The sequence below is a fragment of the Kribbella speibonae genome (assembly GCF_004331375.1).
GTDB classification, from domain to species: Bacteria; Actinomycetota; Actinomycetes; order Propionibacteriales; family Kribbellaceae; genus Kribbella; species Kribbella sindirgiensis.
Genome location: NZ_SJKC01000002.1, coordinates 422,918 through 438,661, shown reverse-complemented (window position 1 = coordinate 438,661; position 15,744 = coordinate 422,918). Strand labels below are relative to the sequence as shown.

Annotated in this window: 14 protein-coding genes; 11 read left to right on the top strand and 3 right to left on the bottom strand. The window is 67.4% G+C overall.

The window, feature by feature from the left end; all coding sequences use genetic code 11:
* From E0H92_RS15480 to E0H92_RS15450, 6 genes are all read left to right on the top strand, one after another.
* Nucleotides 1–588 (top strand): ANTAR domain-containing response regulator, encoded by a 588-nt coding sequence (locus tag E0H92_RS15480; RefSeq protein ID WP_131496725.1) that lies wholly within the window; start codon nucleotides 1–3, stop codon nucleotides 586–588.
* A 362-nt stretch (nucleotides 589–950) separates the two neighbouring features.
* Nucleotides 951–2,192 (top strand): branched-chain amino acid ABC transporter substrate-binding protein, encoded by a 1,242-nt coding sequence (locus E0H92_RS15475; RefSeq protein ID WP_238173444.1) that lies wholly within the window; start codon nucleotides 951–953, stop codon nucleotides 2,190–2,192.
* A gap of 84 nt (nucleotides 2,193–2,276) precedes the next feature.
* The gene (locus E0H92_RS15465; RefSeq protein ID WP_238153466.1) at nucleotides 2,277–3,593 is read left to right on the top strand and encodes a branched-chain amino acid ABC transporter permease; all 1,317 of its coding nucleotides are present in this window, start codon (nucleotides 2,277–2,279) and stop codon (nucleotides 3,591–3,593) included.
* A complete protein-coding gene (locus tag E0H92_RS15460; RefSeq protein ID WP_131496724.1) occupies nucleotides 3,590–5,308 on the top strand; it encodes a branched-chain amino acid ABC transporter permease in 1,719 nt (572 codons plus the stop codon). The genes E0H92_RS15465 and E0H92_RS15460 overlap by 4 nt, the downstream gene beginning before the upstream one ends.
* On the top strand, nucleotides 5,305–6,156 hold the full coding sequence (locus tag E0H92_RS15455; protein ID WP_131496723.1) for an ABC transporter ATP-binding protein: 852 nt from the start codon (nucleotides 5,305–5,307) through the stop codon (nucleotides 6,154–6,156). The genes E0H92_RS15460 and E0H92_RS15455 overlap by 4 nt, the downstream gene beginning before the upstream one ends.
* Nucleotides 6,156–6,872: an ABC transporter ATP-binding protein gene (locus E0H92_RS15450; RefSeq protein WP_131467982.1), complete on the top strand. Its 717-nt coding sequence runs from the start codon at nucleotides 6,156–6,158 to the stop codon at nucleotides 6,870–6,872. The genes E0H92_RS15455 and E0H92_RS15450 overlap by 1 nt, the downstream gene beginning before the upstream one ends.
* Nucleotides 6,873–6,893: 21 nt before the next feature.
* Here E0H92_RS15450 and E0H92_RS15445 read toward each other — a convergent pair whose 3' ends face one another.
* Nucleotides 6,894–7,634, bottom strand: a complete 741-nt coding sequence (locus E0H92_RS15445; RefSeq protein WP_131467984.1) for a DUF554 domain-containing protein — start codon at nucleotides 7,632–7,634, stop codon at nucleotides 6,894–6,896.
* A gap of 115 nt (nucleotides 7,635–7,749) precedes the next feature.
* Between E0H92_RS15445 and E0H92_RS15440 the strand changes: the two genes are divergently transcribed.
* A complete protein-coding gene (locus E0H92_RS15440) occupies nucleotides 7,750–8,340 on the top strand; it encodes a GNAT family N-acetyltransferase (protein ID WP_238173443.1) in 591 nt (196 codons plus the stop codon).
* Here E0H92_RS15440 and E0H92_RS15435 read toward each other — a convergent pair.
* Nucleotides 8,303–8,692, bottom strand: a complete 390-nt coding sequence (locus E0H92_RS15435; protein WP_131468120.1) for a hotdog fold thioesterase — start codon at nucleotides 8,690–8,692, stop codon at nucleotides 8,303–8,305. The genes E0H92_RS15440 and E0H92_RS15435 overlap by 38 nt on opposite strands.
* 104 nt (nucleotides 8,693–8,796) lie before the next feature.
* On the opposite strand from E0H92_RS15435, the gene polA reads away from it, so the two are divergent.
* Both polA and E0H92_RS44685 read left to right on the top strand, forming a co-directional pair.
* Nucleotides 8,797–11,499 (top strand): DNA polymerase I, encoded by a 2,703-nt coding sequence (polA, locus tag E0H92_RS15430; protein ID WP_131496721.1) that lies wholly within the window; start codon nucleotides 8,797–8,799, stop codon nucleotides 11,497–11,499.
* Nucleotides 11,500–11,503: 4 nt separating this feature from the next.
* Nucleotides 11,504–12,349 carry a hypothetical protein gene (locus E0H92_RS44685; protein ID WP_131496720.1) on the top strand — a complete coding sequence of 282 codons (846 nt, stop codon included), beginning with the start codon at nucleotides 11,504–11,506 and terminating at the stop codon, nucleotides 12,347–12,349.
* On the opposite strand, the gene E0H92_RS15420 is transcribed toward E0H92_RS44685, so the two are convergent.
* Nucleotides 12,333–12,812 (bottom strand): NUDIX hydrolase, encoded by a 480-nt coding sequence (locus E0H92_RS15420; protein WP_131496719.1) that lies wholly within the window; start codon nucleotides 12,810–12,812, stop codon nucleotides 12,333–12,335. The two genes, E0H92_RS44685 and E0H92_RS15420, sit on opposite strands and share 17 nt — an antisense overlap.
* Before the next feature lie 248 nt (nucleotides 12,813–13,060).
* Between E0H92_RS15420 and E0H92_RS15415 the strand changes: the two genes are divergently transcribed.
* Together E0H92_RS15415 and E0H92_RS15410 are read left to right on the top strand one after the other, a co-directional pair.
* Entirely contained in the window at nucleotides 13,061–14,812 is a 1,752-nt protein-coding gene (locus E0H92_RS15415) for an extracellular solute-binding protein (RefSeq protein WP_131467989.1), read from the top strand.
* Nucleotides 14,809–15,744, top strand: a complete 936-nt coding sequence (locus tag E0H92_RS15410) for a carbohydrate ABC transporter permease (protein WP_131496718.1) — start codon at nucleotides 14,809–14,811, stop codon at nucleotides 15,742–15,744. Before E0H92_RS15415 ends, E0H92_RS15410 begins: the two co-directional genes overlap by 4 nt.

Here is a 15,744-nt window from a genome sequence, read left to right as displayed (position 1 = left end):
GTGTCGGGTGTGACTGCTAAGCGTGTGGTGATTGCTGAGGACGAGGCTCTGATTCGGATGGATCTGGCTGAGATGCTCGCAGAAGAGGGGTATGACGTCGTCGGGCAGGCGGGGGACGGCGAGGAGGCGATTCGGCTGGCGGTGGAGCAGCGGCCGGATCTGGTGATTCTCGACGTGAAGATGCCGAAGCTGGACGGGCTGAGTGCGGCCGAGAAGATCGCGGGGGAGCGGATCGCTCCGGTGCTGATGCTGACCGCGTTCTCGCAGCGGGAGCTGGTCGAGCGGGCCCGGGACGCCGGCGCGATGGCGTACCTGGTGAAGCCGTTCTCGAAGGCCGATCTGCTGCCCGCGATCGAGATCGCCGCGTCCCGGTACGTCGAGCTCGCCGAGCTGGAGCGGGAGGTCGCCGACCTGGCCGAGCGGCTGGAGACCCGCAAGCTGGTCGACCGGGCGAAGTCGATTCTGCAGACCAAGTTCGGGCTGTCCGAGCCGGACTCGTTCCGGTGGATCCAGAAGACCGCGATGGACAAGCGGGTGTCGATGCGCCAGGTGGCCGAGCTGGTCGTCAATGAAGCCGGCGATTCCTGATCGGGCACGCCCGTCTGCCTGTCCATGCCCTCTCGATGCCCTCTCCATGCGCACTCTGCCGTCATCCGCTCGCAATACCGGCGTGTCGTAACCGTGAGGTGAACCCGGGCCGGACTTGGTGACGAACCGTGGCGGTCGCCCCCGGGCGGGTCCGCCGAATCTCACCGAGCCAACCCGCCCGCTGACCGTACGTCACCAGATTGCCCCACCGGACAGTAATCAGGTCATAGGACGATGCTTACCGGGGTAACGACCTCACAACACAGCCGATGCGCTGTTCGCTTGGAACCACCGCTGGGTCTAACCTGCGGGTGCTCGTGGCAAATGCGCGAGAGTCCCGGATTCACTGGGACTATCCAGACATGGGAGGAACAGTGCACCAGCGTTCCGTAGTACGGGTCGGCGCGTCGCTGATCGTTGCGTCGTTGGCCCTGACTGCCTGCGGTTCACGCAGTGGCGACGACTCTGGCGGGGGCTCCGAAGAAGCGACCAAGACCGCGAAGATCGGCGTCATCGCGCCGCTGTCCGGAGACTTGTCGGCCCTGGGTCTGGGTATCCAGCACTCCGTCGAACTCGCTGTGAAGCAGGCCAACGAGGCGAAGGCGATCCCGGGCTGGAAGCTCGAGGTCGTTCCGAAGGACGACGAGGGCAAGACCGAGCCGGGTAAGAACGCGGCGACCGCCCTGGCCAGCGACAAGGACGTGATCGGCGTCGTCGGCACGCTGAACACCAGCGTCAGCCAGCAGGTCCAGCCGGTGCTCGCGCCGAAGAACATCGTCCAGGTCTCGCCGGCCAACACCGGCCCCGGCCTGACCCAGGGCGCCAAGTGGCAGACCGAGCCGAAGCGTCCGTACCCGACGTACTTCCGGACCTGCACGACGGACGCCGTCCAGGGTCCGTTCGCGGCGCGGTACCTGTACGAGACCGCGAAGATCACCAAGGTCGCGACGATCCACGACAAGAAGGCGTACGGCCAGGGCCTGGTCGGCACCTTCACCGAGGAGTTCAAGAAGCTCGGCGGTCAGGTCGTGTCGGCGCAGACGATCAACCCGGACGAGTCGAACTACCAGGCCGTGATCTCCGCGGTGAAGCCGTCCAACCCGCAGGCGGTCTACTACGGCGGTGAGTACCCGAACGCCGGTCCGCTCTCGCAGCAGATGAAGGCCGCTGGCCTGAACGTCCCGCTGATGGGCGGCGACGGCATCTTCGACCCGAAGTACATCACGCTGGCCGGTAAGACGGCCGACAACGACCTGGCCACCTCGGTCGGCGCCCCGGTCGACAGCCTGGAGTCGGCGAAGAAGTTCGTCGCGGACTACACGGCCGAGAAGTACAAGGAGCCGTACGCCGCGTACGGCGGCTACTCCTACGACGCCGCCAACGCGATCATCGCGGCGCTGAAGGAGTCCCTGAAGGGCGCCACGGACGTCGAGTCCGCGCGGAAGGCGACTGTCGACGCGATGGCCAAGGTCAGCTTCGACGGCGTCACCGGCAAGGTCGCGTTCGACCAGTACGGCGACACCACCTCGAAGGTCCTGACCGTCTACAAGGTTGCCGGTGGCAAGTGGGCGACCGTGGAGACCAAGGACTTCGAAACCAAGTAAGCAGAGTCGACCTCATGTCTCGGGGGTGGGAGCGATCCTCCCACCCCCGTGGCATGTCACAACCGAGGCAGATGGGAGGTCGACGTGGACCAGTTCTTCCAGCAACTCGTCAACGGGTTGACCTTGGGCTCGCTGTACGCCCTGATCGCGGTCGGCTACACGGTGGTGTACGGCATCGTGCAGCTCATCAACTTCGCCCACGGCGAGGTGTTCATGATCGGCGCGTTCGGCGCGCTGACGACGTACCTGTTGTTCTTCGACGGCAAGACCGCCGTGTGGATCCTGCCGATCATGATCCTCGGCGCGATGATCGCGTCGGTCGGCACCGCGGTGCTGATGGAACGTGTCGCGTACCGTCCCCTGCGGAACGCGCCACGACTCGCACCGCTGATCACGGCGATCGGTATCTCCGTGTTCCTGCAAGAGTTCATCCGCCTCTTCTACGAGGAGCCCGCCTGGACGGTCGTGGTGTTCGCCGGTCTGGCGATCGCCGTCGGCTACGTGGCCGGCGGACGGGTGGCCAAGATCGACCTGAACCACCCGGTGTCCCGGTGGTTCGACCGCGCCCCGCTGCTCGGCGGCGCAAGTGGCGCCGTCGGCCTGTGGATCGTTGTACGGCTGCTCAACCGTGACCTGAACCCGCTGCTGATCATCGGCGTGATCGTCGGTGGAGCGATCGTCGGTACCGCGCTCGGCATGCTGGCCGGTCTGCTGGTACGGCGGAACGCCCGCGCCGAGGCTCCGCTTCCGGCGATCGCTGCCGCCGCTGTCGGCGGCGCTGTCGTCGCCGAAGTCGGCTGGGTGCTGTTCAAGAAGCTGATCACCACCGTCGAGTGGCCGAGTGCCAAGCTGCGGATCCCGTTCCCGCAGATCGACGTGGTGACGGGCAAGGCGCTGCAGGTCGGCGGCGTGACGATCCAGCGGTCCGCGCTGTTCACGGTCGGTGCGCTGGTGATCTGCGCCGTGCTGCTCTGGTTCTTCATCAACCGGACCCGGATCGGCCGCGGCATGCAGGCGGTCTCGCAGGACCCGGACACCGCACGGCTGATGGGTATCAACGTCGACCGGATCATCGTGGTCGCGTTCGCCCTGGGTGCGGTCCTGGCTGCGATCGCCGGTGTCTCGCAGGGTCTGCAGAACACGAACATCGACTTCCGGATGGGCTTCCTGGCCGGCCTGAAGGCGTTCACCGCCGCGGTGCTCGGCGGTATCGGCAACATCTACGGCGCCGTCGCCGGTGGACTGGTCCTCGGCGTCGTCGAGGCGATGGCCACCCAGTACATTCCCGGCCAGTTCGGCGGTAGTACCTGGAAGGACGTCTGGGCGTTCGTGATCCTGATCCTGGTTCTGGTGTTCAGGCCGCAGGGCCTGCTGGGCGCAAGGGTGGTGGACCGCGCATGACCGATATCCAGACTCCTGTCGACGATATTTCTGAGGCTCCGCCGGCGAAGCCGGGCAAGCCGATCGCCTGGCCGCTGGGCCTGGCCGGCGTGGCGCTGGTGATCGTCGGCGCGTTCCTGTCCTGGAGCTACGACGGGCAGATCCTGAACGATCTGTCGGTCAACTTCTACCCGAACGGCCTGCAGAACCTGGCGATCATCCTCGCCGTGCTGTCCCTGGTGCTGCTGCTCGCCGAGAAGGGCCCGCTGGTCAAGCTGGGCTCGTGGGTGGACGCCACCCTCGGGTTGCGGGCCCTCGGTCTCGGACTCGTGCTGTACATGGTGCTGGTCCTGATCGCGATCTCGGTCGAGTCCGACGGCCTGATCAACGTCAACCCGGGCGGGTACGTCACGCTCGTCGGCGCCGCGCTGATCGCGGCGTCCGCGTGGATGCTGCCGTTGCACCAGCTGCGGGACATGAGCGAGGCGCGGATGCCGGACTGGTTCGAGATCGCCTCGATCGCGTTCCTGATGGCGGCCCTGCTGTTCACCGCGGCGTACACGCTCGCTCAGGACGAGGCCTGGCCGCTGATCCTGTGCCTGGTGTTCGCCGGCGCGGCCGCGGCCGCGCTGTTCCGGTCCGGGGTGATGTCGTTCGTCGGCCACGCCGGGCAGCGGCACCGCAAGGTGCTGACGCTGGCGGCGTTCGCGGCGGCGTTCCTGTTCCCGTTCACCCAGAACGGCGACGACACGAACATGTCGATCGCGGGCGCGGTGCTGGTCTTCAGCGCCACCGCGATGGGCCTGAACATCGTGGTCGGCCTGGCCGGCCTGCTGGACCTCGGGTACATCGCGTTCCTCGGATCGGGTGCGTACGTCGCGGCGACGCTGTCGACGTCGGCGTTCGCGACCATCGGCTGGAAGCCGCCGTTCCTGGTCGTGGTGCTGCTCGGCGCCTGTGTGGCGGCGATCCTCGGTCTGATCATCGGTTCGCCGACACTGCGGGTGTCCGGTGACTACCTGGCTATCGTGACGCTCGGCTTCGGTGAGATCTTCCGGTTCTCGATGTTCAACCTGGACGGCAACAACGGCCCGAACCTGACCAACGGGCCGAACGGTATCCCCGGCATCCCGGACCTGGAGCTGTTCGGCTTCAACTTCGGGACCGACCACACGATCGCGGGGATCGACCTCACCCGGAACTCGAACTACTACTTCCTGCTGCTGGTGCTGATCGGTGGCGTCATCCTGGCGTTCTCGCGGCTGAACAACAGCCGGATCGGGCGCGGCTGGGTGGCGATCCGGGAGGACGAGAAGGCCGCCGAGGCGATGGGCGTGAACGTGTTCGGGCTGAAGCTGCTCGCGTTCGCGATCGGCGCCTTCCTGGCCGGTATGGCGGGCACGGTCAAGGCCCACCAGGACGGCGCGGTCAGTCCGGACCAGTACATCTTCCTGGAGTCGGCGTTCCTGCTGGCCGCGATCGTGCTCGGCGGTATGGGCACCATCGTCGGCGTGCTGCTGGGTGCGACGATCCTGAAGGTGCTGCCGGAGAAGCTGCGGTTCTTCCTCGAGTACCGGCTGCTGCTGTTCGGCCTGCTGCTGGTGCTGATGATGCGGTTCCGGCCCGAGGGGCTGGTCGCGAGCAGACGCCGGAAGCTGGAGTTCCACGAGGAGGACGAGCAGCTGGCCGTCGCCGTCGAAGAGGAACGGCTGATCGCGGCGGAGGAGGCGAAATGACGGTAACCGAAACGCAGGACGTGGCCGCACGGCCGATCGGCGACCCGGTGCTGGAAGCCTCCGGTGTGACCATGCGGTTCGGCGGTCTGCTGGCGGTCAACGACGTCAACCTGACCGTCCGCGAGGGCGAGATCGTCGGTCTGATCGGCCCGAACGGCGCCGGCAAGACGACGTTCTTCAACTGCCTGACCGGCCTCTACAAGCCGACCAGCGGGCAGGTCCGGTTCTCCGGTACGCCGTTGCCGCCCAAGCCGCGGGCCGTGGTCCGGGCCGGGATGGCGCGGACGTTCCAGAACATCCGGCTGTTCGCGAACATGACCGCGCTGGAGAACGTGATGGTCGGGCGCTACTGCCGGACCAGCGCGGGCGCGCTCACGTCGGTGCTGCACGGCCCGAAGTTCCGCCGCGAGGAGGCGGCCACCCGGGCCCGGGCGCAGGAACTGCTGGAGTTCGTCGGGCTCGGCCGGTCGGCCGAGCACCTGGCCCGGAACATGCCGTACGGCGACCAGCGCCGGCTTGAGATCGCGCGGGCGCTGGCCACCGACCCGAAGCTCATCCTGCTGGATGAGCCGACCGCCGGTATGAACCCGCAGGAGACCCGGCAGGCCAGTGACCTGATCTTCAAGATCCGGGACTCCGGGCTGTCGGTCGTGGTGATCGAGCACGACATGCGGTTCATCTTCAACCTGTGCGACCGGGTGCTCTGCCTGGTCCAGGGGTCGGCCCTGATCGAGGGCACGCCCGAGGAGGTGCAGTCCGATCCGCGCGTGATCGAGGCCTACATCGGCACCGGCGAGGACGACGAGGACGAGGACCCGCAGGACGACGTACCGGGAGGTGAGGTCTGATGACCGCGATGCTCGAGGTCAAGGACCTGGAAGTTGCCTACGGCAAGATCCTTGCGGTGAAGAAGATCAGCTTCAGCGTGGAGCAGGGGCAGGTGGTGTCGCTGATCGGCACCAACGGCGCCGGCAAGACCACCACGCTGAAGACGATCTCGGGTCTGCTCCGGCCGACCGGCGGCGAGATCTGGTTCCAGGGCGAGCGGATCGACCACGTGGCGGCGCACGACATCGTCACCCGCGGTCTGGCGCACTCGCCCGAGGGCCGGCGGATCTTCCCGCGGCTGTCGGTCGAGGAGAACCTGATGCTCGGCGCGTTCTCCCGCCGCGATCCCGCGGGCGTGCGCACCGACCTGCAGGCGGCGTACGACCTGTTCCCGATCCTGGGGGAGCGGCGCAAGCAGCCGGCCGGTACGTTCTCCGGCGGTGAGCAGCAGATGCTGGCGATGGGCCGGGCGATGATGAGCCGGCCGAAGCTGCTGATGCTGGACGAGCCCTCGATGGGGCTGTCACCGATCATGATGAAGCGGATCATGACCACGGTGAGCGAGTTGCAGCGGCAGGGTACGACGATCCTGCTGGTCGAGCAGAACGCCCAGGCCGCGCTGAAGCGGGCCGACTACGGGTACGTGCTCGAGGTCGGGAAGGTCGTGCTCTCGGGCAGCGGCCGCGACCTGCTGGTGAACGACTCGGTCCGCAAGGCCTACCTGGGCGAGGACTGAAAGACCGCGGTTGCTGCTGGTTCAGTTGCGGATGACAACGAGCAACTGAACCAGCAGCGGCGCGACGATCAACGCGGGCAGGAGATCGGCCACGGCGACCTGCTTCAGTTTGAGCAGCCTGAGCGCCACACCGATCAGCATGACGCCTCCGGTCGCGCCGAGCGCGGTGACATGAGCGTCAGGCAGTACGTCGCCCAGTAATGCTCCGACGAGCGTCATCGATCCCTGGATCACCAGGACGACCAGGGCAGAAGCCGCGACGCCCCAGCCGAACGAGGCCGCGAAGGCGATCGACGCGAAGCCGTCCAGCACCGCCTTCAGGAACAGCTGATCGGCGCCGCGCCCGAGGCCGTCGGACAAGGATCCGAGGAAGGTCAGCGGCCCGACGCAGAACACCATCGAGGCGGACACGAACCCCTCGACGAAGCTGCCCCGGCCCTCGCCGCGATCGAACCGGCGCTGCATCCAGCCGCCGAAGTCCTCCAGCCGCTGCTCGATCCGCAGGATCGATCCGACGATCCCGCCGATCAGCATCGCGCCGAGCACGATCAGGATCGGGGCGCTGTCGCCGACCGCGTCGCTGAGCGCGGCATCCCCTACCGTGAGTGCCGAGCTGATCGCGATCAGGAGCGTGACCAGTCCCAACGCGTCGGTGACGAGATCCCTGGTGCGGTGACTGAGCCGGTGCCCGACGAGTACGCCGAGTACCGAACCGACGAGCACAGTCGCGACGTTCACGACGGTCCCGATTCCGATGAACAAACTGGTCTCCCACTCGACTTTGCAGGTGACCCCCGAGGGCCTACTGTTGCGCGAGGACGAGCGTATCGGCCCGTCTGTTCACCTCGGGGGTGGACCGGACCGGGAGGTCGCTGTGGTGGCAGCCATCGGGGTGAGGGACGCCCGGCCGAGCGACGCCGACGCGCTGGTGGCGTTGTGGCGTGAGCTCAGCACCGCCGCCGGTCTGCCGTCCCGGCTGCCGGCACCGCCGTCCGTGGCCGCCGCCGAGGTTGCCGTCAGCAAGCATCTGGACGACCCGTTCGGCCGGCTGCTGGTGGTCGAGCTGGACGGTCAGGTGCACGGTATGGCGTATTTGCGCCGGACCGCGATCAGTCCGCTGCACGACGACACCACGGTCACGGTCGAGTACCTGCATGTCAGCGACACGTCCCGCCGACACGGCCTCGGGAAGGCGCTGATCGCGGAAGCGGTCACCTGGGCCGAGCACGAGAGCTGCGTCCACCTGGCAGTGGTCGCGCCCGCGATCGCCCGCGAGGCGAACCGCTTCCTCGCCCGCCTCGGCCTCGGGCAGGCCGGCGTACTGCGGTTCGCGAACACGCACACCGTGCGTCGCCGGCTCACCGCCGAGCACGCGCCGAACCTGCTCGCCCTGCTGTCGTCGCGCCGCTCGGCGGTCGCCCGGCGCGCGGTCAGCTCCCGGGCGGAGCCGGAATCAGCTGGCAAGTGATCCGGGCGGTGCACACCCGCTTGTCGCGGTCGTCGGTGACGACCACCTCGTACGACGTCGTGGTCCGGCCGAGGTAGATCGGTGTCGCGACGCCGGTGACGACCCCGTCGCGGACCGCGCGGTGGTGGGTCGCGTTGATGTCGACGCCGACCGCGACCTTCCCGGACGTCGCCGCGTGCAGGGCCGACCCGATCGAGCCGAGGCTCTCGGCCAGCACACAGGACGCGCCGCCGTGCAGCAGACCGTACGGCTGCGTGTTGCCCTTGACGGGCATCGTGGCGACCACCCGCTCGGGGCTTGCTTCGCTGACAACGATTCCCATCAGCTGGAGGAGCGTGCCCTCCATGCCCATGCCCGGGCCGAGGTTCGTTTCATCTGTCACGGAAGCAGTGTGTCAGAACTGTCCGTGGGACCCACTAGAGTCGGTACGTGGCTCCAGAAACTCAGACTTCGACGTTGACCAAGGACACCGCGACCCCGGGCACCGGGCGACCGCGAGTCCTGCTGCTGGACGGGCACTCGCTGGCGTACCGGGCGTTCTACGCGCTCCCGGTGGAGAACTTCTCCACGACCACCGGGCAGCACACCAACGCGGTGTACGGGTTCACCTCGATGCTGATCAACATGCTGCGCGACGAGCAGCCCACGCATGTCTGCGTCGCGTTCGACGTGTCCCGCAAGACCTTCCGCTCCGAGCAGTACACGGAGTACAAGGCGGGCCGGTCGAAGTCGCCGGACGAGTTCAAGGGGCAGATCTCGCTGGTCAAGGAGGTGCTGGAGGCGCTCCGGATCCCGACTACGGAGATCGACGGCTGGGAGGCCGACGACATCATCGCGACGCTCGCCACGCAGGCGTCCGAGCAGGGCTTCGAGGTGCTGATCAGCAGCGGTGACCGGGACTCGTTCCAGCTGGTCAGCGAGGACATCACGGTGCTGTACCCGAAGCGCGGCGTGTCCGAGATCGCCCGGATGGACCCGGCCGCGATCGAGGAGAAGTACGGCGTCGGTCCGCGGCTGTACCCGGATCTCGCCGCGCTGGTGGGGGAGCAGAGCGACAACCTCCCGGGGGTGCCCGGGGTCGGCCCGAAGACGGCGGCCAAGTGGCTGAACCAGTTCGGTTCGCTGAACGACGTCGTCGACCGGGTGAACGAGATCAAGGGCAAGGCCGGTGAGTCGCTGCGGGAGCACCTCGCCGACGTGATCCGGAACCGGCAGATCAACGAGCTGGTCCGCGACCTGACGCTGGACGTCTCGGTCGACGACCTGGCGCGGGTGGCGTGGGACCGGGAGAAGGTGCACACGCTGTTCGACAGCCTGGAGTTCCGGGTGCTGCGCGAGCGGCTGGTCGCCGAGCACGAGGAGGTCGACGCGGCCGTCGACCACGGGTTCGAGCTGGACGGTGTGCAGCTGAAGCCGGGTGAGGTCGGGGCCTGGCTCAAAGAGCAGGTGAGCGGCGGTGACCGCGTCGGTGTCGCGGTGCAGGGCAGCTGGGGCGGCGGCACCGGTCAGATCACCGGTCTGGCGCTGGCGAACACGTCCGGTGCGGCGGCCTGGTTCGATCCGACCACCATGACTCCGGACGACGAGTCCGCCTGGCAGGCCTGGCTCGCGGACGAGAAGCAGCCCAAGGCGCTGCACGACGTGAACGGCCCGCTGCTCGGCTTCCTGGAGCGCGGCTGGACCCTGGCCGGTCTGAGCTCGGACACCCAGCTCAGCGCGTATCTCGTCCGCCCCGACCAGCGGGCGTACGACCTCGCCGACCTCACCGTTCGGTACCTCAAGCGCGAGCTGCGCAACGAGGAGGCCGAGAACGGCCAGCTCAGCTTCGACGACGTCGAGGGCGGGCCGGCCGCGGACCACACGATGCTGCGCGCCCGCGCGATCGCGGACCTCGCCGACACCCTCGACGCCGAGCTCGAGAAGCAGGCCGGTACGGCGCTGCTCGCGGACGTCGAGCTGCCGCTGATCCAGGTGATCGCCGCGATGGAGCGGGACGGTATCGCGGTCGACCGGGCGTATCTGGAGGAGCTCGAGGAGCGGTTCGCCACCGGCGTACGGGAAGCGGCCACGGCGGCGTACGAGGTGATCGGCAAGGAGATCAACCTCGGGTCGCCGAAGCAGCTGCAGGTGGTGCTGTTCGACGAGCTGCAGATGCCGAAGACCAAGCGGACCAAGACCGGGTACACCACGGACGCGGACTCGCTGCAGGCGCTGTTCGAGAAGACCGAGCACCCGTTCCTGGCGTACCTGCTGGCGCACCGGGACGCGACCCGGCTGCGGCAGACGGTCGAGGGGCTGCTGAAGACGATCAGCCCGCGCGACGGCCGGATCCACACGACGTTCAACCAGACCATCGCGGCGACCGGACGGCTGAGCTCCACCGACCCGAACCTGCAGAACATCCCGATCCGCACCGAGGAGGGCCGCCGGATCCGGCAGGCGTTCGTGGTCGGCGAGGGCAACGAGTCGCTGATGTCGGCGGACTACAGCCAGATCGAGATGCGGATCATGGCGCACGTGTCGCAGGACCAGGGCCTGATCGACGCGTTCAACTCCGGGATGGACTTCCACTCGGTGACGGCGTCGCGGGTGTTCTCGGTCGAGCCTGGTGATGTCACGCAGGAGCAGCGCGCGAAGATCAAGGCGATGAACTACGGGCTCGCGTACGGCCTGTCGGCGTACGGGCTGAGCCAGCAGCTGAAGATCGGCGTCGACGAGGCCAAGGGCCTGATGGACGAGTACTTCGAGGGCTTCGGCGGGGTCCGGGACTACCTGCGGTCGATCGTGATCGACGCCGGCAAGACCGGGTACACCGAGACGATCCTGGGCCGCCGGCGGTACCTGCCGGACCTGACCAGCGACAACCGGCAGCGCCGCGAGATGGCCGAGCGGATGGCGCTGAACGCGCCGATCCAGGGGTCGGCGGCGGATGTCATCAAGATGGCGATGCTGAAGGTCGAGCGGTCGCTGCGCGAGTCCGGCCTGAAGTCACGGATGCTGCTCCAGGTCCACGACGAACTCGTCTTCGAGATCGCCCCCGGCGAGCGCGAGGCCCTCGAGCAGCTGGTCCGCCACGACATGGGCCACGCCGTCGAGATGGCCGTACCGCTCGACGTCTCCGTCGGCGTCGGCCGCACCTGGCACGAAGCCGCCCACTAGGCAGATGGACCCGATCCGGCCGTTCCGCTGGGACCTGATCCGGCCGGACCAGCTCGGCTCGATGCTCGACGACGTCGAGGTCTGGGAGCTGTTCTTCCTGGACGACCTGATCCGCTGCGCGGCCCGGGTGCTGGGACAGTGTGGGGACGGGGACCTGTACTTCGTCGGGCGGTCCGTGGACAGCCTGTTCGATGTGCTGAGTGGGGCGCTGGCCGACACCGGGTGGAGTTCGCGACTCCATCCGCTGCCGTTGTCGCTGTTCGGCGTTGACGGCCAGAGCGTCACCGCCGGCGAACTGCGCCAGCTGCGCACGAACCTGGCTGCGGAGGGGCTGACTCCGGGGGAGCTGATGCGGGGACGGCCGACGGTCTTCGTCGACCTGGTCTACCAGGGCTCGACGTTCGAGAACCTGTACGGCGTACTTCGACGGTGGATCGACGACGAGCACGCGCAGTGGGACGTCATCCGGCGGCAGCTCCGGTTCGTCGGGATCACGTCCCGGACGAAGACCAGCCCGAACACCTGGCGCTGGCACCAGCACGCCGAGTTCGCGACCGATCTGCCGGCGTCGGCGATCCGGAATGTGTCGCTCGACCCCCGGCTCTGGTCGTACTTCGGCGACTACCAGCACAAGACGGCTGCCTCGTTCCGTCGTACCAGGTGGGCGGATCCGGAGGTCGCGGACCCGCGGCGTGACGAGCGCACCCGGATGGCGCTGGCCGAGGCCGTGAAGATCGTCGCGGCCGCGCGGACACCGAAGGTCCGGCGGAAGCTTGCGGAGCTGCTGACGCGGGAGCCTGCGATCAGTGAGCGGTGGTTGCGGGAACTGCAGGTCAGTCTGCGGCGGTGACGTACACCGGGGCCGGGTTGGGGGAGAGGGCGTTCTGAATGCAGACCTGCTCCCGGTCCGTGAGGTCCGGAAGGTCGTTCAGCGGCCACCAGCGGACGTCGAGGGACTCGTCGTCGTTGACCCTGGGTTCACCGCGGACGGGTCGGCAGCGGAAGCAGAGGTCGAGGAACTGGACCTGATCGCCGTTCGGGTAGCTGCCGGGCGGGAGTGACTCGACGCTGACCAGACGCTCGACGACCGCCTCGACCGCGGTCTCCTCCTGGATCTCGCGGACCAGCCCGACGGCCGGCTGCTCACCTGGCTCGAGGATGCCGGCGACCAGGCTCCACCGCCCGTTGTCGGCGCGCCGGACGAGAAGCACCTCGTCGGTGTCGTTGAGCACGACCGCGGTCAGGCCGCTCAGCCAGAGCAGGTCGTGCCCGATCTTCGCGCGCAGGTCAAGGACGAACTTCGGCGTCGGCATGCCCAGAACCCTACCCAGAGCGGTGCGCGGGACTTTCTTCGCCGCAAGAAATTTGGGTGCGGCCACGTAAGCGGTAAGCGTTTGCCACGCAAGATACGGACAGTGATTGATCGATCCCGATCGGTATCGGGTGAGGCCTTCCGCCGGGTCGCTTTCTATGTCATTCTCCCGGGCAAAAGATCCGAGATCCTATCGGATATCGCTCTCGGATATTTCGTCTTTGTTCCGACCAGCCGCCAGGAGGACCAATGCCGAACGATCACGCGCGCCCAGGAGTCACCCGTCGATCACTGATCGCGGGCGCGCTCGGGCTGACGGCCGCAACCGCCGGTGGCGGCCTGCTCAGTGCGTGCAGCGGCAAGAGCAGTGCGACCGGAGCGGCCGCCGGCGCCGGTGAGGCCGCCCCCAGCGTCACCCTCGGCCCGAAGTTGGCGACGGTGCAGTACCCGGAGGGGTACGTCGGCCCGATCGCCCGCACGCTCAAGCCGATCACGACCGAGAAGACGACGTTCAAGATCGTGGTCAAGCAGGACGTCACGATCGGCGACTGGAAGACCAACGCGTTCACCAAGTGGCTGGAGCAGAAGACCGGGGTCCACATCGAGTGGATGCAGGTCGGCGGCACCGACGACGACGTGATGACCAAGGTGAACGCGATGATCGCCGCCGGCGACATCCCGGACGCCTTCCTCGGCATCGCGTTCACCCGGTCGCAGTTGTTCCTGTACGGCCAGCAGGGCCTGTTCACCGACGTCGGCCAGTACATCGACGGGTACGCGCTGAACCTGCAGCAGGCCATGAAGGACTACCCCGACACCCGCAAGCTGATCCAGGCGCCGGACAAGAAGATCTACTCGTTCCCCGGTATCAACGACTGCTACCACTGCCGGGCCGGCCGGGTCCGGTCGTTCCTGAACACCGACTGGCTGAAGAAGGTCGGTCTGGGGATGCCGCAGACCACCGACGAGTTCCGCGAGGTGCTGCGCGCGTTCAAGAAGGCGGACCCGGCCGGTAAGGGCCGGACGATCCCGTTCACCGGCTACAAGGACGCGCCGTTCGAGCCGTTCATCATGAACGCGTTCCTCTACACGCCGACCGAGCCGTGGCTGGTGGTGAAGGACGGCAAGGTCGACGTGTCGTTCGACAAGGACGAGTGGCGCGAGGGCCTGAAGTACGTGAACGGCCTGTACCGCGAGGGCCTGATCGGCCGGGACGTGTTCACCGCCGACGAGGACCAGCTGAAGCGGTACGGCAACGCGCCCGGTACCCCGCTGATCGGGGGTGCGCGGGTGAATTACTGGGGCAACTTCGTCGAGATCGACCAGAAGGATCCGAATGCCCGCTGGCGCCAGTACGAAGTGATGCCGGCGCTGGAGGGTCCGAACAAGGTCCGGTACTCGGCCTGGGACTACCTCGGGGTCGGTATCGAGGTGGCGCACCTGGTCATCACGAAGAAGTGCGCCAAGCCGGAGCAACTGGTCCAGTGGGCCGACGCCCAGTACGAGCTGGAGGCGATCCTGCGCGGGTACGGCGGTCCGGGATTCGCGTGGGCGAAGAAGGGCGAGCTCGGCATCAACGGCAAGCAGGCGGTGTACGGGTTCGACGCGACCTGGAACTCCCAGAAGAACATCAACTGGAGCCAGGACAACCCGATGTACCGCTCCCAGGACTTCCGGCTGGGCGAGCGGGTGAACCCGAAGGACCTGACGTTCGAGGAGCCGCTGTACGCGCAGACCAAGGACAAGCTCTTCCCGTACAAGCAGCCGCAGGAGCTGCAGTTCCCGCCGGTCACGCTGGACCAGGACCAGGCCGCGCAGGAGGCGGAGCTGCGGACCAACCTCAAGGGTGAGGTGAACGGGTCCTTCGCCAAGTTCATGACCGGGCAGCTCGACCCGAACGACGACGGCGCCTGGAACGACTACAAGGACCGGGTCGCGAAGATCGGCGTGAAGCCGTATCTGGAACTCGAGCAGGCCGCCTACGAGACGTACAACGGATGAGTGCCGGGACGCTGGCGCCGGACGAGCAGCGGCTCGGGGCCGGGGCGCCGATCCAGGACACCAAGAGCGACAAGATCGCACTGGCCTGTATCTACACCGCGCTCGGGCTCTTCTGCCTGGCGGTGCTGTACCCGATCGTCTACGTCCTGAGCGCCTCGGTCAGCGACACCAAGCGAGTGTCCGCGGGCGAGGTGTGGCTGTGGCCGGTCGGGCTCACGCTGGACGCGTACAAGGCGATCTTCGACTACAAGTCGATCGTCAGCGGCTTCGGCAACTCGGTGTTCTACGCGGTCACCGGTGCTGTGCTCGCCACGGTCCTCACGCTGCTCGCGGCGTACCCGTTGTCGCGGAAGGGGCTGCCGGGCAAGGGGATCATCATGGCCGCGTTCGTGTTCACGATGATGTTCAGCGGCGGGCTGATCCCGACGTACCTGGTCGTGCACGAGCTCGGGCTGCTGAACACCCGGTGGGCGATGATCCTGCCCACCGCGCTGGCGGTCTGGAACGTGATCATCACCCGGACCTACTTCATGGTGACGATCCCGGAGGAGTTGGTGGAGGCCGGGAAGGTGGACGGCTGCAGCGACTTCGGCTTCTTCTGGCGCGTCGTGCTGCCGTTGAGCAAGCCGATCATCGCCGTGAACCTGTTGTTCTACGCGGTCGGTTCGTGGAACTCGTTCTTCAACGCGCTGATCTACCTCACCAACGAGCACCTGTTCCCGTTGCAGGTGGTGCTGCGGCAGATCCTGCTGCAGACCAAGGTCGACCCGTCGCAGATGCCCGACACCAGCAAGCTGGCGCAGATGCAGGAGCTGCAGCAGCAGCTCAAGTACTCGCTGATCGTGATCGGCATGATTCCGCCGCTGCTGGTCTACCCCTTCGTCCAGAAGCACTTCGTCAAGGGAGCCATGATCGGCTCCCTGAAGGGATGA

Excerpts from the sequence above, each read along its gene's own strand:
- E0H92_RS15475 (WP_238173444.1), top strand. The coding sequence starts at position 951 with ATGGGAGGAACAGTGCACCAGCGTTCCGTAGTACGGGTCGGCGCGTCG.
- E0H92_RS15460 (WP_131496724.1), top strand. The coding sequence starts at position 3,590 with ATGACCGATATCCAGACTCCTGTCGACGATATTTCTGAGGCTCCGCCG.
- E0H92_RS15455 (WP_131496723.1), top strand. The coding sequence starts at position 5,305 with ATGACGGTAACCGAAACGCAGGACGTGGCCGCACGGCCGATCGGCGAC.
- E0H92_RS15450 (WP_131467982.1), top strand. The coding sequence starts at position 6,156 with ATGACCGCGATGCTCGAGGTCAAGGACCTGGAAGTTGCCTACGGCAAG.
- E0H92_RS15435 (WP_131468120.1), bottom strand. The coding sequence starts at position 8,692 with ATGGGCATGGAGGGCACGCTCCTCCAGCTGATGGGAATCGTTGTCAGC.
- E0H92_RS44685 (WP_131496720.1), top strand. The coding sequence starts at position 11,504 with ATGGACCCGATCCGGCCGTTCCGCTGGGACCTGATCCGGCCGGACCAG.
- E0H92_RS15420 (WP_131496719.1), bottom strand. The coding sequence starts at position 12,812 with ATGCCGACGCCGAAGTTCGTCCTTGACCTGCGCGCGAAGATCGGGCAC.
- E0H92_RS15415 (WP_131467989.1), top strand. The coding sequence starts at position 13,061 with ATGCCGAACGATCACGCGCGCCCAGGAGTCACCCGTCGATCACTGATC.
- E0H92_RS15410 (WP_131496718.1), top strand. The coding sequence starts at position 14,809 with ATGAGTGCCGGGACGCTGGCGCCGGACGAGCAGCGGCTCGGGGCCGGG.